General features: G+C 59.1%; 22 protein-coding genes and 4 pseudogenes. 15 read left to right on the plus strand and 11 right to left on the minus strand.

Annotation, left to right across the window (positions count from 1 at the left end):
- Nucleotides 1-57: 57 nt before the first annotated feature.
- Nucleotides 58-327, minus strand: coding sequence for a hypothetical protein (locus ACQKQA_RS09025; RefSeq protein WP_427555726.1), 270 nt, complete (start codon nt 325-327; stop codon nt 58-60).
- A 549-nt stretch (nt 328-876) separates the two neighbouring features.
- Here ACQKQA_RS09025 and ACQKQA_RS09030 point away from each other — a divergent pair.
- The 4 genes and pseudogenes from ACQKQA_RS09030 (at nt 877) to ACQKQA_RS09045 (ending at nt 2,903) form a co-directional block, all read left to right on the plus strand.
- Nucleotides 877-1,287 carry a hypothetical protein gene (locus ACQKQA_RS09030; protein ID WP_427555729.1) on the plus strand — a complete coding sequence of 137 codons (411 nt, stop codon included), beginning with the start codon at nt 877-879 and terminating at the stop codon, nt 1,285-1,287.
- A gap of 65 nt (nt 1,288-1,352) precedes the next feature.
- A pseudogene (locus ACQKQA_RS09035) lies at nt 1,353-1,634 on the plus strand (hemagglutinin repeat-containing protein); the annotation flags it as partial.
- A gap of 488 nt (nt 1,635-2,122) precedes the next feature.
- A pseudogene (locus ACQKQA_RS09040) lies at nt 2,123-2,284 on the plus strand (IS3 family transposase); the annotation flags it as partial.
- A 169-nt stretch (nt 2,285-2,453) separates the two neighbouring features.
- The gene (locus tag ACQKQA_RS09045; RefSeq protein WP_427555732.1) at nt 2,454-2,903 is read left to right on the plus strand and encodes an SMI1/KNR4 family protein; all 450 of its coding nucleotides are present in this window, start codon (nt 2,454-2,456) and stop codon (nt 2,901-2,903) included.
- Nucleotides 2,904-3,602: 699 nt separating this feature from the next.
- On the opposite strand, the gene ACQKQA_RS09050 is transcribed toward ACQKQA_RS09045, so the two are convergent.
- Nucleotides 3,603-4,193, minus strand: coding sequence for a DUF4291 domain-containing protein (locus tag ACQKQA_RS09050; RefSeq protein WP_427555735.1), 591 nt, complete (start codon nt 4,191-4,193; stop codon nt 3,603-3,605).
- Nucleotides 4,194-4,878: 685 nt separating this feature from the next.
- Here ACQKQA_RS09050 and ACQKQA_RS09055 point away from each other — a divergent pair.
- The 6 genes and pseudogenes from ACQKQA_RS09055 (at nt 4,879) to ACQKQA_RS09080 (ending at nt 10,330) form a co-directional block, all read left to right on the plus strand.
- Nucleotides 4,879-5,154, plus strand: a complete 276-nt coding sequence (locus ACQKQA_RS09055) for a hypothetical protein (RefSeq protein ID WP_427555738.1) — start codon at nt 4,879-4,881, stop codon at nt 5,152-5,154.
- 17 nt (nt 5,155-5,171) lie between these two features.
- A pseudogene (locus ACQKQA_RS09060) lies at nt 5,172-5,489 on the plus strand (hypothetical protein); the annotation flags it as partial.
- A 14-nt stretch (nt 5,490-5,503) separates the two neighbouring features.
- Nucleotides 5,504-5,914, plus strand: a complete 411-nt coding sequence (locus tag ACQKQA_RS09065) for a contact-dependent growth inhibition system immunity protein (RefSeq protein WP_427555740.1) — start codon at nt 5,504-5,506, stop codon at nt 5,912-5,914.
- 495 nt (nt 5,915-6,409) lie between these two features.
- Nucleotides 6,410-7,537 (plus strand): merozoite surface protein 3b, encoded by a 1,128-nt coding sequence (locus tag ACQKQA_RS09070; protein ID WP_427555742.1) that lies wholly within the window; start codon nt 6,410-6,412, stop codon nt 7,535-7,537.
- 1 nt (nt 7,538) lies between these two features.
- Entirely contained in the window at nt 7,539-8,963 is a 1,425-nt protein-coding gene (locus tag ACQKQA_RS09075) for a DUF6384 family protein (RefSeq protein ID WP_427555745.1), read from the plus strand.
- Nucleotides 8,963-10,330, plus strand: coding sequence for a hypothetical protein (locus tag ACQKQA_RS09080; protein ID WP_427555747.1), 1,368 nt, complete (start codon nt 8,963-8,965; stop codon nt 10,328-10,330). Before ACQKQA_RS09075 ends, ACQKQA_RS09080 begins: the two co-directional genes overlap by 1 nt.
- A 70-nt stretch (nt 10,331-10,400) precedes the next feature.
- Here ACQKQA_RS09080 and ACQKQA_RS09085 read toward each other — a convergent pair whose 3' ends face one another.
- From ACQKQA_RS09085 to ACQKQA_RS09100, 4 genes are all read right to left on the minus strand, one after another.
- A complete protein-coding gene (locus ACQKQA_RS09085; protein WP_427555749.1) occupies nt 10,401-11,348 on the minus strand; it encodes an AraC family transcriptional regulator in 948 nt (315 codons plus the stop codon).
- Between the two features lie 106 nt (nt 11,349-11,454).
- Entirely contained in the window at nt 11,455-12,192 is a 738-nt protein-coding gene (locus ACQKQA_RS09090) for a DUF899 domain-containing protein (protein ID WP_427555752.1), read from the minus strand.
- A gap of 178 nt (nt 12,193-12,370) precedes the next feature.
- Complete coding sequence (locus tag ACQKQA_RS09095; protein WP_427555754.1) at nt 12,371-13,240, minus strand: DUF6279 family lipoprotein; 870 nt, start codon at nt 13,238-13,240, stop codon at nt 12,371-12,373.
- Between the two features lie 279 nt (nt 13,241-13,519).
- On the minus strand, nt 13,520-13,708 hold the full coding sequence (locus tag ACQKQA_RS09100; RefSeq protein WP_427555757.1) for a hypothetical protein: 189 nt from the start codon (nt 13,706-13,708) through the stop codon (nt 13,520-13,522).
- Between the two features lie 342 nt (nt 13,709-14,050).
- Between ACQKQA_RS09100 and ACQKQA_RS09105 the strand changes: the two genes are divergently transcribed.
- The 3 genes from ACQKQA_RS09105 to ACQKQA_RS09115 all read left to right on the plus strand — a co-directional run bounded on the left by ACQKQA_RS09105 (nt 14,051) and on the right by ACQKQA_RS09115 (nt 16,297).
- Nucleotides 14,051-14,887 carry a CvfB family protein gene (locus ACQKQA_RS09105; RefSeq protein ID WP_427555760.1) on the plus strand — a complete coding sequence of 279 codons (837 nt, stop codon included), beginning with the start codon at nt 14,051-14,053 and terminating at the stop codon, nt 14,885-14,887.
- A 160-nt stretch (nt 14,888-15,047) separates the two neighbouring features.
- Complete coding sequence (locus tag ACQKQA_RS09110) at nt 15,048-15,971, plus strand: DMT family transporter (protein WP_427555763.1); 924 nt, start codon at nt 15,048-15,050, stop codon at nt 15,969-15,971.
- A gap of 197 nt (nt 15,972-16,168) precedes the next feature.
- Entirely contained in the window at nt 16,169-16,297 is a 129-nt protein-coding gene (locus tag ACQKQA_RS09115) for a PA1414 family protein (protein WP_009042667.1), read from the plus strand.
- 130 nt (nt 16,298-16,427) lie between these two features.
- Here ACQKQA_RS09115 and ACQKQA_RS09120 read toward each other — a convergent pair whose 3' ends face one another.
- The 5 genes and pseudogenes from ACQKQA_RS09120 to speB all read right to left on the minus strand — a co-directional run bounded on the left by ACQKQA_RS09120 (nt 16,428) and on the right by speB (nt 20,447).
- Nucleotides 16,428-16,679, minus strand: coding sequence for an acyl carrier protein (locus ACQKQA_RS09120; RefSeq protein ID WP_427555766.1), 252 nt, complete (start codon nt 16,677-16,679; stop codon nt 16,428-16,430).
- 72 nt (nt 16,680-16,751) lie between these two features.
- Nucleotides 16,752-17,477 carry an MBL fold metallo-hydrolase gene (locus ACQKQA_RS09125; protein ID WP_427555768.1) on the minus strand — a complete coding sequence of 242 codons (726 nt, stop codon included), beginning with the start codon at nt 17,475-17,477 and terminating at the stop codon, nt 16,752-16,754.
- A gap of 85 nt (nt 17,478-17,562) precedes the next feature.
- Nucleotides 17,563-18,942, minus strand: a complete 1,380-nt coding sequence (locus tag ACQKQA_RS09130; protein ID WP_427555770.1) for a sodium:solute symporter — start codon at nt 18,940-18,942, stop codon at nt 17,563-17,565.
- A gap of 346 nt (nt 18,943-19,288) precedes the next feature.
- Nucleotides 19,289-19,482, minus strand: a pseudogene (locus tag ACQKQA_RS09135) (DUF4440 domain-containing protein); the annotation flags it as partial.
- A gap of 14 nt (nt 19,483-19,496) precedes the next feature.
- Nucleotides 19,497-20,447, minus strand: coding sequence for an agmatinase (gene speB / locus ACQKQA_RS09140; RefSeq protein WP_427555773.1), 951 nt, complete (start codon nt 20,445-20,447; stop codon nt 19,497-19,499).
- Nucleotides 20,448-20,819: 372 nt separating this feature from the next.
- On the opposite strand from speB, the gene ACQKQA_RS09145 reads away from it, so the two are divergent.
- Nucleotides 20,820-21,713 carry a LysR family transcriptional regulator gene (locus tag ACQKQA_RS09145; protein ID WP_009047635.1) on the plus strand — a complete coding sequence of 298 codons (894 nt, stop codon included), beginning with the start codon at nt 20,820-20,822 and terminating at the stop codon, nt 21,711-21,713.
- A 22-nt stretch (nt 21,714-21,735) separates the two neighbouring features.
- Nucleotides 21,736-22,353, plus strand: coding sequence for a tRNA-uridine aminocarboxypropyltransferase (locus ACQKQA_RS09150; RefSeq protein WP_427555916.1), 618 nt, complete (start codon nt 21,736-21,738; stop codon nt 22,351-22,353).
- Nucleotides 22,354-22,391 lie beyond the last annotated feature (38 nt).

Genomic DNA, 22,391 nt, shown 5'->3' on the forward strand with positions numbered 1-22,391 from the left:
TTCAACTCTCGAACCTAACGGATTAAAAATGGGCGGCCCGATACCGCCCATTTCTATTTATACCGATAAACGTTCTTGAAGCTTCCGCCCCGCCACATCCATCAAATCACACCCATCGCGCAGCATGATGCTGCAAACCAATGTCAGTTCCTGAAGAACAGGTTCATGACGAGGGGCATCCGCTACCGAAAAGCTTTCCAGCAGCTGGGTCACCGTGCGTATGCGATAAGCAGCCGCATCGTGCAGTACGTCAATAGGTGCCTGGGTATCGATAAGCAGGTAGGGAATATTGCAGTCGTGGCCGGTAATGGGCATGTAGCGATTCATGATTTATATCCTTGTGCCTGTCTGAGTGTCGCTACTCATCCGTCGCCAAACGAATGGGTGGCGGCTGTACGCAGGTTGGCGAACCGGCGACACAAGAAACCGGCAGACCCGAAGGTCTCCCACGCACAGCTGCCATAAAGCAAAGGGCTGTGCTCGCAGCGACGTATTCTGCCTCATTGCAGAATACGCAGCCTACTTGTGTCTCTCAGGTCGCCAAACCCGGTCGCCATCTGGGCGACCCGTCGACTGTAAGCCGCACTTGTTGTTGGCAGGAATAAGGTGAGTGCACTCTGGGCTGTAGGGCTTTTCTGATTAGTCCGGTGAGATGCATCTGTGAATGAGTTCATCTGCCTGGGTGTAAGCAGAAGCTCAACCTGGCGGTCGGCACCTCGCTGACCTCCGAGCAGGTCGCGGCCCTGACCTAAGCCAACAACCGTCTGGATCTGCTGGCCGGCAACAACCTGGTGAACTAGGCGGATTGCTGGGGCAAGATGGCAAGCTGTACAGAAAACCCTCAAATGTTACTCACATTCCAGTGGACTTTTAAGAATGAAGAATTTTTTGTATTACTGTTCTCTACCAGACTCTATGTCTAGTGAAGAGTTGTATCTTGAGTTTCGTGAGTTTCTCGAGGGTTTTTCTCGTGTTAAGTGTAATAAGACTGACTCTTTAAGAATAATTCTTGAGCTTTCTGATCGCCAATGGCATACGTATACAGTTTTATGTGATTCTTTAAGAAAGAAAATAGAGGGTATTTTAGTATCGCTGTGGGATGGTGGTGATTTGGCAGTTGCTGAAGATGTCATTGCTATTACTGCAAGGCTTGGTCTTGTAGGTGTGTTTGAGTTTTTTTCTACTCAGGACGCTGATAACTTATCGCTCGAAGTCGCTGCTGAGATTAGAGCTGCAATAGCTGAGTTTGGGGATACTGTTGGCGATCCATATAGTGGTGTGCGGTAAATGTCTAGATTTTTTACGAAGTTCCTTGGAGTTCGCTTAAGGGTGTTGTCGAATTAAAAAGGTGGTTGGTTGATAACTCGCGTGGTACTGCCACCAATATTGTTCTGCCAACTGGCGCGCAAGCATCAAATAGTGGCTGGAGCGCAGGGATCGGTTTCAGCTTCGGCGGACCACAAAACGGATTCTCGTTGGATCTTGCCACCAACAAGAGCCGTGGGAATTCTAACGGCGATGACGTTACACAAACCAATGCTTCGATCAAGGCCGGGCAGACAGTACGGCTTGAAAGTGGCAGCGACACCAATCTCAAAGGTGCTGTAGTCACGGGCGGACAAGTCCAGGCCAAGGTGGGCGGCTCCGCTAGCAGCGTGCTGGCTGGGTCGTTTACCGAAACCAGCCCGAACGAAACTAACGAAGAGCGTGAAGCGAAACGCAATATCATCGCCTCGGTGGTGACTGGCATCGCCGCGATGAGCAACCCGAACGGTGTGGCTGCGGCGACTAACGCGGCGATAGCGAACGTCGACAACAACTGGTTGGCGACGCAGCAGTTGGTGCAGTTCGGGAAAGAGTTCTTGGAGGCTCAAAGTGCCGTCGACAAGATCAAGGTTTACGGGAAGTGGTTAAGCATTTCCGGCAATCAGGACCTGATTACTGGCACAGCGCTATTAAAAAGTTTCAGGGATGAAATGGCCGGTTCGGGCATTGATCTACTGCCTGTTTCTGCAGTCGTCGTGTTATCACATCCATCAAGTCACACCCATCGCGTAGCAGGATGGTGCAGACCAATATCGCTCCTGAAGAATGACTGGTTCTCGATGTGAGGCTTCAGCTATGGATACCGGCCGTGGGCTACATGACGGCTCAAGAAGCGCACCGGGACATCAGTCATTACCTGATGCATAGGTACAACTGGATCCGGCCCCACCAATTCAACGGTGGGCTGGCCCCAGCTCAGGCTGAGAACAAACTTAACGTCGTGTCCGGGATTAGTTGACCACTACAAATGTGAAAATCAGAAGTTACGATGCTCATCATGTGATAGAGAATAAATTTGGTGATAAGGCTGAATGGTGGAACATTACACCTGCGATGCGAGGTGTAGAGCATCAGGGCGGCATCCATAGAGCAGACGGTCCAGCAGAAAAATTATTTGGTAGATAACTGTGAAAAATTCAGTAGAAATGCGAAAGCTTATAGACGTAATAATATCCGCTGAGCTTTATGAAGGGGACTATGGTGACTGTATATCTAATGTTGATGCCATACTGAGCGGTGTCGACGATTCGGACCGAAAAGGCGTGCCTGCTGATTATCTGGAGTTTCTTGCAGATTTTGGATTCGGTGAGCTAGACGCTGCGTTTTATGTGGATGACGGTCCAGTAAAGTATTCTTCTATATCTGGTAGAGAAATAGAAGGGTATGAGGGTATGTACGTGTTTGCTGGTAATTCAAGTGATGCGCTATATGCTTTTGACTCTAGGAATAATTGGTCGGTGGTGGAGATCAGTTCTGAGGAAGATGGATTTAAAGTGTTGTCGACGGATTTTTCTGGTTTTATATTGGATAAGCTTAAGTATGTTGAGGAACTAGTCGTCTGGCGTGCAGATAACTGAGCCTCCAAAAGCTATTAAGAGTGGCAAGGTGCAAAAAGAGGCAGGCGATTTTGGAAGGAACGAAAGGTGTTTCTCTAACAGTTTTAGAGAAACAGTACCTGTTCCTCCCGCGTAGGTGCGTCTGACCGAGTCCCTGGTGTTTTGCAAGCAGAGGGTAATACTCTCAATAAAAGAACAGCTAGTGCATTGAATGAGTATCTTGGTGAGAATTTGGTTCCGAGTGAATGGGGCAGAGTACTTGAAGCATTAAAGGCCGATGTTGGTAAGCTACCTAATAATTTTCATGGTCGGCTGCCTAGAAAAGACTTTAGTGGTGGGAAGCCGACGGTTGATGGCGGCCCCTATAATCCCAATGTCGTTAACGATAGAAGTAACGCTAATAAGGGCTGATATGGGCGTGAAGACTACAGTTTTGGCTGTAGGCCGCACCATTCCTGTGGTTGAGCGACTACAGGCTGTATTCGGCTATTGTCACGACTCTTTTCCTTTAGCTGTTGGCCCTGCTACTCGCTCAAGTGTGCCAGTCGGTTTCGTCAGTCGTGTATTGAGGCGCGAGTAGGTCGATAAGGAAAAACCATGAATGCCCATAAGCGTCCGTTGCAAGTGTTCGTGACGCCTTGTCTGGGGTAGGCACGGGGGCTCTATGTGGGGCGTATAAAGTGAGGGCTATGGGGCGCAGAACTTTTGTGGGGGGAGCGGTCATGGCTGGAGCTTTGGCAGATATTCTTTTTCTTGTGGCATCTGGCTGTAGGCTTTATCCAATTCGCCCTCTTGAACTAGTTCGTATATCGAGTGTGCCAATGGGGTGATATCAGTAATTCGTTTTATCCACTGGTTGACGTACAGCTCCACAGCCTCTTTGCTGAGGCCGATTTGAATCGCTCTGTGTTCCTGCGGTCGCAAGTACAAATCCCTTTCCGGATCCCATTGAATTCGTACCGGTGATCTGTCTTTCAGTTTCAGCCACTCCTCCTTATTGATCGAGCCGTCGGCATGACTCAAGCATCCATTTGCCAAAGCCCATTCAAAGCCCTCTCTGCTGATGTCGATGGCCAGGATGCGCTTCTGGCCCGCGTCCTTAAAACCCCAGCCTGCGCGATACATCATCCACAGGAAAGAGGGCTTAATCCAGGTCATGCGCTCCATCTTGAATGGCGGAGAAACGAATGTTCCATGGGCTAACGCGGAGTCAGCAATGGTGTCTGAATAGGCTTGGTAGACGCGAATGGTCGTTGCGTCGTAAACCGCTCTTATTTGGCGCAGGGGTATTTCTGAACCGGTTGTATGCATGGTTTCTCCTTATGAAATCAAGCGAGCGACTGTCAAGTCACCTGCTTCTGTTTAGAACACTAGCTGTTCTTGCAATCGTCATGTTGTCACACATCTGCTGTGCAACAATATGGTGTAGACCAATGTTATCTCCTGAAGGACTACAGGGTCGATTCCAATTTTTAGGTTCTGCAAAACTTTCCAGTAGATGAGTCACTGCACGAATGCGATAGGCCGCTGCGTCGTGCCGCAGGTCGATAGGTGTTTGGGTATCAATCGACAATGCTCATGGAGTATCGGTGCATGGAGGAAGCGTTACGGAGGGGGAGCTGATTTATCGTGCAGAGTCGGCAATTAAGCCGGATGCAAATGCAGGGCCTTCCGTCCTGCCACTCTCGTCAGCTTTTCATAGCGATGATTTGTTAGTGTTCGTGGATCAAACGGTGCGAGCCAACGAGGCTTTGCAAAGGACAATCGCATGAGAGCCTGGGAGAAATGTAGTAAGGGGCACTGTGGCGGACACTGGAGACCTTGGTGTTGATCTTGGTGTATCTACGGATCAGGCAACCTTGTCAGAGTTCAGATACTTTTGAGACTCTGGAAAAGGTGGATAATTTGAGGCGTATTGAGGGGGCATGTTAAACCCTGAAAACAACGTATAGGAAACCATTTCCATTTTTCCTGCACCCAAACCATAGGTAGTGCTATGAAGTATGTAAATTTGAGTTGTTTTTTGAAGACTGTTTTTTCTGCTGATTTTGGATTTTCAGAGGTCATGGCGATTGACCTTTATAAGGAGGCGGTTGATAACGCAGGTAAGAGAGGGGAGGTTGAAAAAGAATTGCTCGAGGCTTTTGAGGATGAATCGGTTTCCTGGAAGGAAATGCTGTTGAATGACGAGTGTGAAGTCATGGGTTTCGATTCTGAGGATGAGGCCCGGGCATATGCTAAACGTGTGCTGTGGGACCCTATTTTTGGATAGGGCTGATGGGGCCACTCAAAGTACTCATGAAAGCATCAGGCTATATATTTCCAGTAGAGTTCTCGGTCCGTCGTGCGACAGATTCTGACCAACGAATGGAGGTGCTGGGGACCGTGGTGGATTCAGGCCGGGGTAAGGTGTTCGACTGGATCGCCAATCTCAACGAAGTGGCTAACAGTGCCATGGTTAAACGCTTCCCACAGTTGGAAGTACAGGCCGATGCTGATAAGCCTTTTGAGGTGTCGGGATATTCGTATGATAGGGGCGTCGGAGATACCTATCGTTGCGGCCCGCTGAAAAGCACCTTTACACCAGAGCGAAGCAAGGTCTATCTGAAGGGAGTGGGGATATGAGCAAGACATTTCGTTCAATAGCAGCCGGTATGGGAACTAAGTGGGAGTCGGAAAGTGAACCTTCGTCCTTGACTCAGTGGTACTTGTCCGTTCGCGATATACCTATTGAGGAACTTGAGCTTGAAGATCTATGTCGGGCTTTGAGGCAGGGCTTATTCTTGTTGGAGTTACTGCCAGTTGCTATTGATGTTCTTTCCCAAGACCTGCTCTCAGGCTTTTTTGATGATGGTGAATTGCTGGCTTTGATTAATGATTTGCCAACGAATTACTGGTTTGATAGTGAGTTTTTAGCTCAAGGACTCTTGTCTGTTCTTGTTAAGGGTAAACACTTGCTGAGTGAGGAACCTGAGACGTTGCTTGTGGCTAAAAAATTGGAAGTTAAACTGCGAGAGGTCTTGGCTAAATAGGTAGGGGGGCATCTGAATAGACTTGTGGTAGGCAGAAATAAGGGAAGCGCACTGCAGGCTGTAGGGCTTTTCTGATTAGTCCAGCAGGACGCTGTCGGCTTGGCAGGCAGCTCCAATCCCCACTTAAAAGCCCCGTCCACTTTCCAGAACAGAGCTTCCCGCGAATGGCTCCAGGCAATACTGGCACTTTGCTAAAAGTGTTGGATCCAACCGGAAACTTTCAGTCTCAAGCTCTGTTACCATGCGGCGCGCGCATCCGCTCGGCAGGGCTTGTGGCGGCTGTTTCAGCGGTTCCGGCTGCGGTCTGTCCCGGGTAACGCCCTGTGCGGGCTGGGTGCGCATAGCCTCCTGATTTCCAGACGGCATCGCCTCTTTCGCGGTGCTTTCGCTGTTCTTGTCTGTACCCGATTCCGAGGGGTGGAAGCCCCTTCGCCTATTCACCTGTCAAAGGATGATGGAGCCTTTGAACCAAGGTTCCACACTGGGAATACGCTTATGAACTACCTCGAACGCTCCATGTCCGCCCTCCGCTCGGTCGGTATCGACTTTCCCGTCCAGGAGGTGCCCGTGTTGGCGCTGCTGGACAAGGTGTCGGTGTACGACGCCAACCGGGTGACCCATATCGCTGCGACCCTGCAGCAGTCCACGGTGTTCAACGCTTCGGTGCGCGACAAGTTGCAGAGCATGGATATCAGCACCCGTTATGCCGATATCGCCGCCAGTTTCGATTCGATCCAGACCGATGCGCAGCAGATGATGGAGTGGATGGCCGACGGCAAGCTGCAGTTCTCCGAGCGTATCCAGCTGGCCTGGCTGAATATGCGCCGCGGCTCGATTCCGGATCGTTTCGAGGACATTCGCAAGAACTACCTGGCGGTGGCCAAGTCGGCCAATGAGCAGATCCAGCTGGAAACCCTGATCCTGGAGGCGTACCAGGATTATCGCCTGGCCATGAAGTCGGCCGAGGTCGATGCCTGTGAGGTGCAGAAGGTGGCCCAGGCGCAGCTGGACGCGGGGCGCAAGACCCTGGCGGACGCCGGCGCGGCGCTGGAGGTGGCCGAGCTGGAGGCGGCCGAGCGGGTGAAGCTGGAGCTGGCGCGGGATGTGGCGCTGCGCGATCTGCAGGACGAAGACAAGCGCTACCAGATCATCACCGACATCGCCGATCAACTGAAGGCAGGCTACAACGCGGCGGAGCTGGTGTTCGCGCGCTTGAGCCAGTACCACTCGGTGAAGGAGCGCCTCTACCAGCGCGCCGTGAGTTTTTTCGCCACCAATGAAATCGTGCTCACCGGGCTGGCGGCGGGCTTCACGTCGTCCGGCGGGCTGGCCGAGGTCACCCAGACCCTCAATGCCATGAACGACGGCATCAACTCCAGCCTCGAGGCCCAGGCCAAGGTGGGCGGGGAGCAGCTCGAGGCCGCGTTGAAAGCAGGCTATGGGACCAACCTGAAGGTCAGTTCGGTCAAGGCCCTGGCCGAAGCCGTGGTCGACTTCCAGGCCAGCAGCCTGAGCCTGATCCAGGAGCTGCGCAAAGAGTCCGCTTCGGCGGCCGCCGAGATCGAGTCGATCACCGAGGACAGCAAGCGTCGCTTCAGCGCACTCCTGCAAAAGGGGCTCTGAGGTGAGCCAGGTTTCCCTCACCGAACAGATGGGGGCCATGGCTCTGATCGACGAGCTGAGGCACAGCCAGGCCGAGGTGCAGAAACACCTGGACCTGCCCCGGCACCGGCTGTTGGTGGCCGAGCGGATTCGCGAGTACTACCGCTCCCGGGGGATCGAGGTCGAGGATGCCCTGGTCGAGGAGGGGGTGCGCACTTTCTTTGCGGCCCGTTTTGCCTACCAGCCCCCACCGCTCGGCTTCTGGTCAAGACTGCTGGCTGAGTTCTACATCAGTCGCGGTAAATGGCTCGGACCTGCGTCCGTCGCTTTTGTCCTGAGCGGGGTGGTGGTATTCGGCTTTTCTTTCTCGTCGAGTTTTTTGGGCGGGATGAAGACCAGCCTTGCCCAGAATAAGGTCAACCGGGCCCAGGAGCTTGCACAAAGTGAGGCTGTGCAGCTTGGACAACTGCAAAGTCGGCTGACCGCGCTTGAGGCCGATATGTTCGCGGCAAATGTGCCGGCGGCAGAGCGCCTGTTCGAGCTGGCTAGAGAACGGCTGGATCAGGTGCGTGGCCTGATGCGGATCACGCTCCCGTCGAAGGTCTCCGCCGAGAGCCGGAAAAATGACCTTGCACTGGTCGACCAGGCGAACAAGAACTTGCAACAGGGCACTGCTGATCTCCAGGCTATCGAGGCTGGGTTGAATGACCTGTCGCAGCTCCTGGCGGCTGCGGCGAAATTGAGAGAGCTGCTGGCCTCTGCCCCGTACACCTCACTCAGCAGTACCTTCCCAGAATTGATGACCCAGGCTGGCGATGCGCGATCCGCGCTGGACCATGCCGACACCCAAGGTGTACCGGCGGCGCGGACGGCGGTCGATAAACTGGGCGCCCTGATCTCCCGAATCGACATGATCAGCCCCTATCTCACCCGCTTGCAGGATGCACAGAACGGGGTCCGCAAGATGGGCTTGAGCGCAGAGGACTTGGTTCAGTTTCAACCCCTGTTGGCAGCGGTGAATGAGGCTGTCTTGGGGCTGAATACGGCGGCGGCCGAGCATGGCCTGCAAGAGGTCGAACGACTGCGAGCCGTCGCGGCCACACCCTTGACCCTGGAAGTGGTCAGCCGTACCGGCGAGAAGTCGATGATCGAGCGCAACTACGATCCCACTGGGGGCAAGAGCTGGTACCTGCTGACCGAGGCCAGCGATGCCTCGGGCAATGTGGTGGCGGTACCCATCACCAGCATCGAGAGCGGAGAACGGCGTTATGCCTCGATTTTTGGCGTGCGCGTCAGTCAGGCCACCTATCAGGCGGCCAAGCAGGACAAGCTGCAGGATGGCCATGTCGACGACCGCCTGATGGGCCGCAAGGCTGCCAATTCGCTGACCTTCACCTTCGTCAAAGGGCCGGTCAAAACCAAACCTGATTACATCCTGGAGTGGTAATGAACGCGAGCAGCATGATGGCGTCCCTTGGCGAGAACTCCCGGCGATACGAGGCCGAACTGCGCAGGTTCCAGCTCGAGTTGTCCACTGCCCACGAGCAGGAGCTGCGCCTCCAACAGCAGATCGCTGGCGTGTTTCCACAGATCGCCAATCTGCAGTTGGCCGGTGGCGCTCGGCTGTCGGGCGAGGTCCAGCGCTTGCTGGAGCAGCGGGAGCGGACCGAGTCCGGGTTGCGTGAGCAATTGGCGCAGGCAGAGGCGGAGGTGGCCAAGCACCTGCAGGAGATGTCGACGGTTTCCCAGGAAATCGAGGCCCTCATTGCGGATGTCGACCTGCAGTTGACGGTGGATCCGGCGTACCAACGGCAAGCCGCACTCCTCGCCGAGGCCGTCGAGCGGGGCGACGAGGCGGCGGCGTCTTACCGGGAGCTGCGTGACGAGTGCCGCGGCAAGCTTCAGGTGTTTCAGAACGAACCGCTGTACCTCTATCTGAAAGGCCGTGGGTACGGCACCGATCGTTATGTGGGCCGGACGTTCTTTCGAGAGCTGGATCGGTGGATTGCCCGCCTGTGCAATTTCCCGCAGAACAGTGCGACCGAGCAGAGCCTGCTGGCCATGCAGGAAGCCAACGAAGGTGCCCAGTGGCAACGGGACAGCCAGCGGGCCGTCCAGGAGGCCGAGCTGGCGCGGCTGTATCAGGAGGCCCTGGCGGGCACCCTGTTGTCGGTGCTGGAGGCGCGCCTGAAAACGGAGCGCGAGGCCGTGGAAGCTGGCAAGGCCCAGGCCAATGCCGTTCATGAACGCCTGGGGCTGTTTCTCTCCAAGGGCGACGAGCACTTTGCCCAGGCGGCCGAGCTGTTGTCCCGGCAACTGGTCGAGATGGACGATGCCACGCTCGAGCGCCTGGCCAGACAAACAGCGACGGCGCAGGACGACGAACTGGTGCGCAAGCTGGGTGGATTACGCGCTGAACTCGATGACCTGCGGCTGCGGGTGCCGTTCCTGGAGATGAAGTGCCGGGATGCCGAGCACGACTATGGGAGGGCCAAGCAGCTTGAGCGCGATCTGCTTTCGGGTGGGTCCGTCAGCATTAGCTACAGCTATTCCGCAAGCCTGAATCTGGATGCGTTGGTGGCCGGCTTCATGCAGGACGCGCTGTCCCTCTCCCAGGTGGCGAATGAGGTGGAGAGCAATCGCCGCGCAAGCCGGCCGGCTCCGAGCCTTTGGAGCAGCGGTTCCAGCAGCTCGAGCAGTCATTCCAGCAGCCGTCCAAGCCGTTCCTCGAGCAGTAGCTCAAGCTCCAGCAGCTCGTTCAGTTCCTCCCGGTCGACGGGGGGCGGTGGGTTCTCCACCAGCGACAGCCTCTAGAGCATGCTCGAGGAATAAAAACGGGGCAGCCTTGGCTGTCCCGTTTCGTTTCGCCCAGCTCCGTCGCGACTTACAAGGCCCTCACCGGAAAACAGATCTCACACTCCAGCTCACCGGTCTGCGCATCGTATCTGGCATCCACCGGATACTGTTCGAAGGCTGGTCGCGCGTCGGGCTGCATACCGCTTTTGGGCAGCCAGTCGCGGCACAGTTCGGTCCAGGCGTCGGCGATATCGGGGCCTTTGCCCTGGTAATGGGTGGTGGCGTAGAGGCCGCCGGGCAGGGTAGTGACGACGGCGGGCGCCTGGGCCTTGAAGTCGGCGGGGACTTCGATGCAGGCGTCGTAGCGGCATTTCTCGGGCGGAGTGACGTAGGGGTCGTCATGACCGATGCCGTAGCGCGCGCGGCCCGGCAGCCCGTTCTCGACCATCCAGGGGAAGACGGTCTGGCGCCAGAAGGTGCCGATACCCGGCCCGTAGGGGCCGATATAACGCAGGTAGGCGACGCGCACCGGTGGCAGTTCCTTGATTGTGACCTTCATCGTGAGCTCCTTGAGGTGGATGAAGGCGTCAGGATCGTCGAAAGCCGGGATATGCGTCTGATCAGGATTGCTCAATTCCCGCAGGCGCCGTTCGCGGATATCGCTGAGACGGCGGTGCCAGCGTTTGGGTTCGGTGCTGCGCCAGGTGCTTGGGGAGACCGAGAAATGTTGCTTGAAGGCCCGGGAGAAGGCTTCTCCGGAGCTGAAGCCGACGGCCAGGGCCACGTCCAGGATGCTGGCTTCGGGATGGCTGGCCAGGTGGTAGGCGGCAAAGGCCAGGCGCCGCCGGCGCAGGTAGTCGCCCAGGGTTTCGCCGACCCAGGCAGCGAACAGCCGATGAAAATGCCAGGGCGAAAAATGGGCGACCTGAGCGAGTTCGGCCAGCTCCAGCGGCCGGTCCAGGTGGTGGTCGATATACTCCAGCACCCGGTTCATGCGTTGGGTGTATTCGTGGAGGCTGTGGTAGGCAGGGGTCATGAGACAAGCTTAGCCGGGGACGGGCCAGGGCTGGCCGGTTTTTTTGCGGGCCGGGCGAACACACCCGGCCTTGTGGGTACGAGCCTGCTCGCGATCGCAGCTGGGCTCAGGCAGCGCCGTGACAGCAACTGGCGGCAGGCTTGTCGTCATAACGATCATGGTGCCGGACCCATTCCATGATCTCCTCTTCGTTGCGCCCCTTGGGCGTCAAGTCCAGGAAGTTGTAGGCCCCCACCAGCAGGTCCAGGCCTCGGGCGTAGGTGGAGTAGGTGTGGAAGATCTCGCCAGCATCGTTGCGGTACAACACGCTGAGGCCGGGCAGCTCTTCTTCGGCGCCGTCGGTTTTTTCGTAGTTGTAGGTGGCGGTGCCGGCGGCGACCTCGTCGGCCCGGGCGCAGACCCCGAAGTCGTAGTTGAAATCGTTGCCAGCGGACGAGACCCAGTCGAACTTCCAGCCCATGCGCCGCTTGAACGCCTGGAACTCGGCGAACGGTGCGTGGGACACCGCCACCAGCGCGATGTCGTGGTGGGCCAGGTGCTGGTTGGCGCCATCGAAGTGATCGGCCAGGAAGGAACAGCCCGGGCAACCCTCGTCCCAGCCTTCGGCGAACATGAAGTGGTAGACCACCAGTTGGCTGCGACCGCCGAACAGTTCGGCCAGGCTCAGTTCGCCCTGCGGGCCCTGGAAGCGGTATGGCTTGTCGATTTTCACCCAGGGCAGGGCGCGGCGCTCGGCGCTGAGCTGGTCGCGCTGGCGGGTGAAGGCCTTTTCGTGAATCAGGTGCTGCTTGCGGGCCTGTATCCATTGTTCCCGGGATACGACCGGATGATCGTTGAGGTGCATGACGTCTTCTCCTGCGGCTAGGGGGCGGGGCGACAGTGCCTACACAGGCTAGTCGTTTCGTCCGCGGGCAAATCGACAGCCGCCCGGCGGTCCCGCCCAACGGTCGTGCGTCTGCTCGAGCAAAGGGGCTTTTATCGGGAGGTACAGGGGCGAACGCCCTGGCGAAAACCGCCCGGGGTTATTCCAGGCGGGCGGCCTTCATGCATTTCAAGGCCTCGAACTCACCGCGCACGCCCTGGATCTTGTTGCGCAAATGTTCACGCTGGCCTGGCGTGCTTTCGGCCATCAGGTCCACCAGCAGGCTGCGCACCGCCTGTTCGGTATTGGCATAGGCCTGGCGATAATCCGGGCTCCACAGGCTTTCGCGATCGACCAGCAGGCGTTCGATGCGGGGGCCGAAGTCGCTGCTCCGGCGTTGTTCCAGGGCGGCCGTGAAATACGCCTGCCAGTTGGCGCGGTTGGCGATCCACAGGCGGTTCTGTTCGCCGAGGCTTCTCGACCAGTCCGCCACCCGCTGGGTTTGCTCGGGGCTGAGGGGGCCGAGCCAGGTCGTCAGGCGTTTTTCCATGCGCTCGCCGCGCAGCTTGATCTGCTGCTCCAGGGGCGGCTTGACGTATTTGTTCTGGCGTTCGCGCAGGTCCTTGGCAAAGGCGGCCTTCATTTCCGCGACCTGTTTATCGTCCAGGCCGCGCAGCAACTCGATGGCCGAAGGCGCGATCGCCCGGGCGACCTGAGCGATTGCCTGTTTGCCCTCGCGGATGTGCTCTTGCAGCGCGGCATCGCTGACCTGATTGCGCTCGACCATCTGCTGCACGCGGTCGAGCCAGTCCAGATAGCCGGGCAATTGCGTGCTGCAGTGCCAGGCCAGGTGTTCCTTGAGGCGCTGGTTGAACCAGATTTTCTGCTCGCGGTTCATTTCCAGGTAGTCGTTGAGCGTCCAGGGAATGATCACATCGAGGTTGCGATACGCCAGGCCGACCCGGTTGCAGGCGGTCAGCACCAGGCTCAGTAGCACTAACAGGGTGAGGCGTTGCAACCGGCGCGACATGGCGAATCCTGGCGAAGGCATGGGGTACTTATCTGAACCCGGAAGGCTTCCGGCCGTTCAGTCGCTCAATGCAACCCGGGCTCGGCCTTGACGGTGAGCAGGCGCTCGCATTGCGCGTTATGTCCAGAATAGGCGAACCAGCGCTGCCGTTGAGGTGGGCGTCGTTGTGGAGCGGTTTGGGGGGAGGAAGGGGGGAGGAAGGGGGGAGGAAGGGGGGAGTGTCCAGTCCTAGCGCTTTGAGGCTCAAAGCGCGTAGGGACCAGGAGGGGGGGCGGGGGATTATTTCTTGCCCAGGCTGATCTGCCGGGACGGGGCGGCAGTCTGGCCGCTGACGCCTTTGGCAATCTTCTGGATCTCGCCGCCGGACTTCAGGAACGCCGCAATCTGTTCGTTGATCGATTCGCTGGTTTCAACGGCTGGGGCTGGTTTTGCTTTGCTGTTGGATGCTTTTACGCGCATGGCGGCCATTAATCCTCAAGGAAATTAAATTGGCCAGGCATCATACATGAATTGCCGGGAAATTGCCGGACAAATATCCCCGCTGAAATAATTCCGGAGGATTTCTGATTAATCCTAAGTTGATGTCGGGAATATCCCCGTAACCTACTGTTTTAAATAAAGACAATGAAGCCGAGAGGGGCTTGCCTGGGGACGCTCCAGCGCAGGTGGGTGGCCGGTGGTCTGATGAGCGGCGCCGATGCTTGGCGCAAAGCCATGAATCTCAAGGTTTTCAGCAAAATTTCCGGCGCCCCGGCCAACCCGGCACGGAAAACCGGGTAGAATGCCGCCCACGCAATGAGGGTTCTGGAAATGGCTTTAGTCGGGCGCTACAACAGTTTGCAAGTGGTTAAACATACTAACTTCGGTTTGTATCTGGACGGTGGGGCAGACGGCGAAATATTGCTGCCCAATCGTTATATTCCCAAGGATATTCCCAGTGAAGATGAAGACTGGCTGAATGTTTTTATTTATCTGGACAGTGCCGACAAGTTAATTGCAACTACCGAAAAGCCCAAAGTTCAAGTAGGCGAATTCGCCAGTCTTAAAGTAGTGGAAGTCAACAGCATCGGCGTGTTCCTCGACTGGGGCCTGCCCAAGGACCTGCTGCTGCCGTACTCCGAAGAAAAGCGCCAGCTGAACGCCGGCGACTATTGCGTGGTGCACGTCTACCTCGACAAACACACCCGCCGCATCACCGCCACGGCCCGCCTGGACCGTTACCTGGACAAGGCGCCGGTGACCTACAAGGTCGGCCAGGAAGTCGACCTGCTGGTGGCCGAAACCACCGACATGGGCTTCAAGGCCATCATCAACAACAAGCACTGGGGCCTGATCCACAAGAACGAAGTGTTCAAGTTCCTGCGCCCGGGCAAACAGGAAAAGGGCTTCATCAAGGAGATCCGCGCCGACGGCAAGATCAGCCTCAGCCTGCAACCGGTGGGCGAAGAACTGGCCAGCGGCCTGAATGCCAAGATCCTCGCCAAGTTGCGGGAAAACAACGGCACCCTGGCGGTCAGCGACAAGAGCGATCCCGCGGTCATCAGCGGGTTGTTCGGGGTCAGCAAGGGCAACTTCAAGAAGGCCATCGGCGCCTTGTACAAGAGTGGCCAGATCGTCATTCATGCCGATCGTATTGAACTGACCTGAGTACGGGGTGCCCATCACCGCTGCCCACTCTGGTAGCGGTTTTTTCTGTCCGCTTGGTCGATAATCGACGGTACATTCTTCTTCGCCCCGGACCGGTTCCGGGGTTTTTTCGTTTCTATCGAGTAACTGTCATGTCCATGAATCTGCCCGAGGGTCTGCGGTGAGTATCGAACGGCGCAGCGCCGATGGTTTCGCCCTGCAAGTGATGTTGGGGCTGTGCCTGATCTGGGGCGTGCAGCAGGTGATGATCAAGTGGGCCGCGGCGGATATCGCACCGGTGATGCAGGCCGCCGCCCGCTCGGGCATTTCGGCATTGTTAGTGGCCTTGCTGATGTGCTGGAAGGGTGGCTGGGCGCAGATTGGCAGCACCTGGCGCGGTGGGCTGCTGGCCGGCAGCCTGTTCGGCCTGGAGTTTCTGTTCATCGCCGAAGGCCTCAAGCTCACCAGCGCGGCGCACATGTCGGTGTTTCTCTATACCGCGCCGATCTTCACCGCCCTGGGGGTGAACTGGTTGCTGCCCAGTGAACGCCTCAGGCCCCTGCAGTGGCTGGGGATCGTGCTGGCGTTCATCGGCATCGGTGTGGCCTTCGCCGGCGGTATCTCGCTGGACAACCTGGACACCCGCATGCTGCTCGGCGACGCCCTGGGCGTGCTCGCCGGCCTGGCCTGGGGCGCGACCACAGTAGTGGTGCGCGCCTCTCGCCTGTCCGAGGCGCCAGCGACCCTGACCCTGTTCTATCAGTTGATCGTCGGTTTCGTCGGCCTGCTGCTGATCGCGGTGCTGAGCGGGCAGGCCACCCATGTCAGCCTGACGCCGGTGGCGGTGGCCAGCGTGCTGTTCCAGGGGCTGGTGGTGTCCTTCTTCAGCTACCTGACCTGGTTCTGGCTGTTGCGCCGTTACCTGGCCTCGAACCTGGCGGTGTTTTCCTTCATGACGCCGCTGTTCGGCGTCACCTTCGGCGTGCTGTTGCTGGGCGAGCCCCTGAGCCTCAATTTCGTGGTCGGTGCGGTGCTGGTGTTGCTGGGCATCACCTTCGTCAGCGCCGAGCAGTGGTTGCGCCGGCGCATTCGCAGCTGGCTGTAGCGCTCGGCCAGGCAGTGGCGGGCTAGAGCGATCGCCGCCCAGCGCTGCAAATCACGGGATGAATCGCCGGGGCGATTCAGATTAATCCGGTAACAGATCATTGCGAACCTGGTTGAGCATTGCCTGAAACTTAGCGCTATTATCAACCCAAGCGGCTCCAGAACCCTGCCGCTGGGCACGACCCTTAAGGGGGCACTATGAAAGAGAAACTGCAGAACTGGCTTCACGACCTCGGGGTCGCACTGGGACTGATCGAGCCACCATTGCAGCCGGTGCCAATCCGCACGGACGACGAACAACGGCGTCGGCAACAGCGTCGGCGTTGATATCGGCTCGGGAGTGGAGCAGGCATCGGGCCTGCTCCCGTCATTTTTCAGCCGCGCGAAAGCGGATCCGCTCGCGATCGGTTGCAACCTTCTGATCGACCCCCGATCACTCTACCCCCGCCAACGGCCCTCAGTGCCGGGCAATCTTCAATAGAAACCGGCTCAGGTCATTGGCGCTGTTCGCCGTCTTGAGCATCTGGTCCTCTTCGTGGGTGAAGGCCGTCAGGCCGAATTCATCTTCCAGGTGGAAGATCAGGTCCTCGATATCCTGCTTGTCCAACCCCAGTTCCTGCAGACTCGCATCGTCGACAAAACTGTCATTGCCCTCCAGCAGCCGGCTGATGAAGTCATGCACGGTTTGTCGAACTTCGGCTCTTTTCATTTCGGCTCTTTCAGCAGGGGACCTGTGCCTGCTTCGAGAGGCGGGCGGGACTGTGTGCAGTACAGCACAGCTTCATGGGTGCCGACGGATCCAATCCTCGATCATGGCGCGCAGCAATTCACCCGAAAAACTGCCGAAATGGCCGCCGTGCACGGTACGTACCGGCAGCTGGTACAGGCGTTTCAGGCTGGTAGCGTAATCGTCCAGGTTGGAGTGGTAGGCGTCTTCGACCAGCGGGCCGTCATAGATGATGTCGCCGCTGAACAGGGTGCCGCTGGCGGCTTCCCACAGACTGATGCCCCCGGGGGAATGGCCGGGCGTGTGCAACACCTGGAGCTGGCGGTTGCCCAGGTCGAGCACGTCGCCTTCCTCGATCAGGCGCGTCGCCGGGGCGGCCTTGACCCGGTACTCGGCGTAGCACAGCGGACAATCCGGGTGGGCCTCGAACATCTCGTCGCCGACATAGGCGGCAGACAGGGTATTGGCGCCGTCGGGCGCGGCGAGAATCTGCGCTTCGGCGGGGTGTACCAGGCGCTCGGGGAATTCGTGGTGCCCGGCGATATGGTCGAAATGGCAATGGCTGGCCACCGCCAGCAAGGGCCGTTCGGTAAGCCAGGGCAACTGTTCGCGTAGGCTGACCAGGCCGGAGCCGCTGTCCAGCAGCAGGTCCCGGTCGCGGCCCTGGATATGCCACAGGTTGCAGCGATAGAACGGCCGGATGTAGGGCTCGTGAATCAGCCGGATGCCGTCGCTCAGGCTTTTGACTTCGAACCAGCGGTCGCGGCTGACAATCTTCATCGGGCTTTCCTCCAGGCGAAAAAAAACGGGTGCAGCCACCGACGCTGCACCCGCCGAAGAAAAATGTACGGCGTCTGACCTGAGGTTAGATCGCGTTCGCCAGTGGCGCCGGGCGCCGGGACAGCAGGCTGACCACCACGAAGCTGACCAGGCCGACGGCCAGGCTGTAGTAGATCGGGGTGTTGGCGTCCAGGCCGTCCTTGAACATGAACGCCAGCGCGGTGACAAAGCCCAGGCCCATGCTGGCGATGGCGCCGGCGGTGGTCGCGCGTTTCCAGAAGATCGCGCCGATCAGCGGGATCAGCATGCCGCCCACCAGCAGGTTGTAGGCCAGGGTCAGGGCGCTGATCACGTCGTTGACCACCAGGGCGATGCCCAGTACCACCAAGCCGGTCAGCAGGGTGAACAGGCGGTTGACCCCCAGGCTCGATTGCTTGCCGCCACGCAGCTTCGGCAGCAGGTCTTCGGTCAGGGTGGTGGAGGCGGCCAGCAGGCCGGCGCTGGCGGTGGACATCATGGCGGCCAGGGCCGCGGCGATCACCAGGCCGCGGATGCCGTCCGGCAGCGAGGCTTTGACGATGGCGGCGAAGGCGTTGTTGACGTTGTCCAGGTCCGGCAGCAGGACATGCGCGGCCATGCCGATCAGGGCGCAGGCCAGGCCGTAGAGGATGCAGTAGAAGCCGGCGACGGTGCCTGCGTATTGCGCGACTTTTTCGGTCTTGGCGGTGAACACCCGTTGCCAGATGTCCTGGCCGATCAGGATGCCGAAGAAGTAGATCATGAAGTAGGTGACGATGGTGTCCCAGCCGATGGTGGTGAAGCTAAAGCTCGCCGCCGGCAGCTTGGCCACCAGCTCATCCCAGCCGCCGACGCGGTACAGGCAGATCGGCAGCAGGATGAACATCAGGCCGACGGTCTTGATCACGAACTGGACGATGTCGGTCAGGGTCAGCGACCACATGCCGCCGATCGCCGAGTAGATCACCACCACGCCGCCGCCCAGCAGCACCGAGATCCAGAACGGCAGGCCGAACAGCACTTGCAGCACGGTGCCGATGGCGAGGATCGAGGTCACGCCGATCATCAGCGCATAGGCCAGCATGATCACCGCGCTGGCCTGGCGGGCCATCGGGTTGTAGCGCTTTTCCAGGACCTGGGTGACGGTGAAGATCCGCAGCTTGAGCAGGGGTTTGGCCAGCAGCAGGTTGAGGGCGATGATGCCCAGGCCCAGCGCGGCGCAGAGCCAGAAGCCGGAGATGCCGTGAACGTAGCCCAGGCGTACGGTGCCGACGGTGGAGGCACCGCCCAGCACGGTGGCGGCCATGGTGCCCATGTACAGGCTCGGGCCCAGGTTGCGCCCGGCCACCAGGTAGTCCTCGTGGGTCTTGGCCTTGCGCATGCCGTAGTAGCCGAGCACCAGCATGCCGGCGGCATAGATGAGTACGACGAATAGATCTAAAGCCATGTTGGCGTCTCCGATTATCTTTCTTATGGCAGAACCAGGTGGAACGTGACGGCGAAACTTTTGTTGTTGTGTGCTGCGTCCCTGCTCCGTGGCGAGAGGATGCGTCCTCGCCGCGGGCGTTGTTTCACCGCGATGGGGTGGATCAGGCTGTCTGGCGAATCACGGCTCGATGGCGTGAGTTCAGGGATTCGCGGCGTGGATCGTCGGGGCGACGCGCGCGCTCGGGGGCCGGGATCGGTCCGATCCCGTTGGTTTGGATGGGGCTAAGGCATTTTTCTTTATTGTTATTCATGATCTGCTCCGATCATCGAGGCGCGCTCATCGTGGGTGAGCGTCACCTGTTTGGCTAAGGGGGCGGCAGCCCTTCCGGCATGGCGGACAAAAGTTCGTGGCAGGCCAGCCATAGGCCTTGTCATTGTGCGTCGGACCCAGGTTTGTAAAAACGCGGGTCTCGTGCTCCTGGCTCAAGTGTTGCTCCCCTTGCATGCGCGGCTCGCTGGCGGCGTCATGAATAACGACAGCGGCGCCGCCTTGCAGGGCAGCACCGCCGGGTCTCAGCGACGCGCCACGCCGGGCAGGGCGCAGAGCATTTCATACAGCAGGTTGGCGCCCAGCAGCGAGGTGTTGCCGGTGGTGTCGTAGGGCGGCGAAACCTCCACCAGGTCGCAGCCGACCAGGTCCAGGCCCTGGCAGCCCCGGACGATCTCGATCGCCTGGATGGTGGTCAGGCCGCCGATTTCCGGGGTGCCGGTGCCTGGCGCCCAGGCCGGGTCGATACCGTCGATGTCGAAGGAGAGGTACACCGGGCCGTTGCCGACCTTCTCGCGGACTTCGGCCATCAGCGGTTCCAGCGACTTGTGCCAGCACTCTTCGGCCTGCACCACGCGGAAACCCTGCTTGCGGCTCCAGTTGAAGTCTTCGGCGGTATAGCCCTGGGCGCGCAGGCCGATCTGCACCACGCGGTCGCAATCGAGCAGGCCTTCTTCCACGGCGCGGCGGAAGGTAGTGCCGTGGGCGATCTTCTCGCCGAACATGTGATCGTTGACATCGGCGTGGGCGTCGATGTGTACCAGGCCGACCTTGCCGTGCTTCTTGTGGATGGCCCGCAGGATCGGCAGGGTGATGGTGTGGTCGCCGCCTAGGGTCAGTGGGATCACGTTGTGTTCGAGGATGTCGTCGTAGGCTTCTTCGATGATGCGCACGGCGTCCAGCAGGTTGAAGGTGTTGATCGCCACGTCGCCGATGTCGGCCACGTTCAGCGAGTCGAAGGGCGCGGCGCCGGTGGCCATGTTGTAGGGGCGGATCATCACCGATTCGGCGCGGATTTCACGTGGCCCGAAGCGGGTGCCGGAGCGCAGCGAGGTGCCGATGTCCAGCGGTACGCCGACAAAGGCGGCATCCAGGCCGGCCGGGGTTGGCACATGGGGTAGACGCATCATGGTGGCGATGCCGCCGAAACGCGGCATTTCGTTGCCGCCCAGTGGCTGGTGGAGAGTCTTGTCCACGGGATTGGCCTCATCGTTGTTTTATTTATGGGGTTTGCGGCGCGGCAGCGGCTGCCGGCGAAACCGAGTGGAGCCGATTCTGCGAAATGTAGTGGGCGGGAAGAATCGCTACGGGCAAATACTTAGTTCAGATTTTTCTAAACTAATGGCGGCTGTAAAGGATAGACTTCGGACCTGCGAGAGCGGCGGGGGCCGTGCTGACGTCATCGCAGGCAAGCCTCGCTCCTACAGGACCACATGCTTCTGCAGGAGCGAGGCTTGCCCGCGATTGGCCGTAATGCCGGCCGCCAGGCCCTCCATGAAGGAGCGTCAATGAGGTCCGGATGACCCTGATACCCGATCATCGTTGTCGATTTACCGGATGGAGCGCCCATGGCCAACGCTTTACCTGATCTGAAACTATTACGCATCTTCGTCAGCGTGGTGCGGCATCAGGGGTTCGCCAATGCCCAGCACGAACTGAACCTCTCCACCTCGGCCATCAGCACCTACATGAGCCAGCTCGAGTCGGCGCTGGGGCTGGTGCTGTGCCACCGTGGCCGCGGCGGTTTCAGCCTGACCAGCAAGGGCGAGCTGTTCCATCAGGAAACCCTGCGCCTGCTGGGCGAACTCGAAGGTTTCGAGCAGTATGCCGCGGCGCTCAAGGGCGAACTGCGTGGCACCCTCAACCTGGGGGTGATCGACTCGACGGTGAGCGACAAGGCCCTGCCGTTCGCCGAAGCCATCGGCGCCTACAGCCAGGAACACCCGGCGGTGCATTTGCACCTGTCGGTGCTCAGCCCCTACGAATTGCAGCTCGGCGTGCAGGACAACCGCCTGGACCTGGCCATCGGCGCCTTCTCCACGCGCATGAGCGGGCTGGTGTACATGCCGCTGTACCGCGAGCAGCACTGGCTGTATTGCAGCAGCCGGCACCCGTTGTTCAACGAGCGGCGCATCCCCGAGCAGGTCATCACCCAGCAGCGCATGGTCGGTCGTGGCTACTGGAGCCAGGCCGAACTGGCGCGCCACGGCTTCAAGCACAGCGCGGCGACAGTGGAGAGCATGGAGGCGCAACTGATCCTGGTGCTGTCCGGCGCCTATATCGGCTACCTGCCGGAGCATTACGCCCAGGCCTGGGCCGACAAGGGCGACTTGCGCGTGCTGCTGCCGGCCACCTTCGGCTATCAGGCGCCGTTCTCGATGATCGTGCGCCGTGGGCGCAGCCGCGAGCCGCTGATCCAGACGTTCCGCGACCTGCTCAAGGCGCAGCTCAACCAGGTCTGAGGAGGCCCGCATGTCCCCCGCTATATCAAGAGCCCGCTGCGAACGTTGTCTGCGCCCGCATACCCATTGCCTGTGTCCGTTGATTCCCCAACTGGATAGCCGCACCCGGGTCTTGCTGTTGCAGCACCCCAGTGAAGTGAACCACGCGCTGAATACCGCACGCCTGGCGGCGCTGGGGTTGAACAATGCCGAACTGATCGTCGGTGAGGTGTTCGCCGACCTGGCGACGCTGCTGAATCGCCCCGGCTATCAGGCGCGCCTGTTGTTCCCGGCGGAGGACGCGCAGCCGTTGCAGGCGTACTCCAGCGAGCCGGACAGCCAGCCCTTGCTGCTGGTAGTGCCCGACGGCACCTGGCGCAAGGCGCGCAAGCTGCTGCACCTCAACCCGCTGCTGGCGGCGTTGCCCCGGGTGACCCTGGGCGCTGGTGCGGAGTCCCGTTACCGGCTGCGCAAGGCGCCGGGGCCGGGGGCTCTGTCGACTGTCGAGGCCATCGCCCAGGCCCTGGAGACCCTGGAAGCGCCGGCCTCGTTCGAGCCTTTGCTCAAACCCTTCGAAGCCTTGATCGAGGGGCAGATCGCGGCGATGGGGGAGGAGACCTATCGACGTAACCACCTTAAGGCGCAGGACGATTCCTTGTAGCCGTTGGCGTGGGGTTTGGGTTTTTTCAGGCGGTGCGT

Source organism: Pseudomonas sp. NPDC089530 (genome assembly GCF_050280705.1).
Taxonomy (GTDB): Bacteria; Pseudomonadota; Gammaproteobacteria; order Pseudomonadales; family Pseudomonadaceae; genus Aquipseudomonas.

Bases quoted from the DNA above. Each gene is read 5' to 3' on its own strand.
- ACQKQA_RS09025 (WP_427555726.1), bottom strand. From the start codon at position 327: ATGAATCGCTACATGCCCATTACCGGCCACGACTGCAATATTCCCTAC.
- ACQKQA_RS09130 (WP_427555770.1), bottom strand. From the start codon at position 18,942: ATGGCTTTAGATCTATTCGTCGTACTCATCTATGCCGCCGGCATGCTG.
- ACQKQA_RS09050 (WP_427555735.1), bottom strand. From the start codon at position 4,193: ATGCATACAACCGGTTCAGAAATACCCCTGCGCCAAATAAGAGCGGTT.
- ACQKQA_RS09030 (WP_427555729.1), top strand. From the start codon at position 877: ATGAAGAATTTTTTGTATTACTGTTCTCTACCAGACTCTATGTCTAGT.
- ACQKQA_RS09145 (WP_009047635.1), top strand. From the start codon at position 20,820: ATGGCCAACGCTTTACCTGATCTGAAACTATTACGCATCTTCGTCAGC.
- ACQKQA_RS09090 (WP_427555752.1), bottom strand. From the start codon at position 12,192: ATGCACCTCAACGATCATCCGGTCGTATCCCGGGAACAATGGATACAG.
- ACQKQA_RS09095 (WP_427555754.1), bottom strand. From the start codon at position 13,240: ATGTCGCGCCGGTTGCAACGCCTCACCCTGTTAGTGCTACTGAGCCTG.
- ACQKQA_RS09100 (WP_427555757.1), bottom strand. From the start codon at position 13,708: ATGGCCGCCATGCGCGTAAAAGCATCCAACAGCAAAGCAAAACCAGCC.
- ACQKQA_RS09120 (WP_427555766.1), bottom strand. From the start codon at position 16,679: ATGAAAAGAGCCGAAGTTCGACAAACCGTGCATGACTTCATCAGCCGG.
- ACQKQA_RS09115 (WP_009042667.1), top strand. From the start codon at position 16,169: ATGAAAGAGAAACTGCAGAACTGGCTTCACGACCTCGGGGTCGCACTG.
- ACQKQA_RS09080 (WP_427555747.1), top strand. From the start codon at position 8,963: ATGAACGCGAGCAGCATGATGGCGTCCCTTGGCGAGAACTCCCGGCGA.
- ACQKQA_RS09125 (WP_427555768.1), bottom strand. From the start codon at position 17,477: ATGAAGATTGTCAGCCGCGACCGCTGGTTCGAAGTCAAAAGCCTGAGC.
- ACQKQA_RS09065 (WP_427555740.1), top strand. From the start codon at position 5,504: ATGAGCAAGACATTTCGTTCAATAGCAGCCGGTATGGGAACTAAGTGG.
- ACQKQA_RS09070 (WP_427555742.1), top strand. From the start codon at position 6,410: ATGAACTACCTCGAACGCTCCATGTCCGCCCTCCGCTCGGTCGGTATC.
- ACQKQA_RS09085 (WP_427555749.1), bottom strand. From the start codon at position 11,348: ATGACCCCTGCCTACCACAGCCTCCACGAATACACCCAACGCATGAAC.
- ACQKQA_RS09105 (WP_427555760.1), top strand. From the start codon at position 14,051: ATGGCTTTAGTCGGGCGCTACAACAGTTTGCAAGTGGTTAAACATACT.
- ACQKQA_RS09055 (WP_427555738.1), top strand. From the start codon at position 4,879: ATGAAGTATGTAAATTTGAGTTGTTTTTTGAAGACTGTTTTTTCTGCT.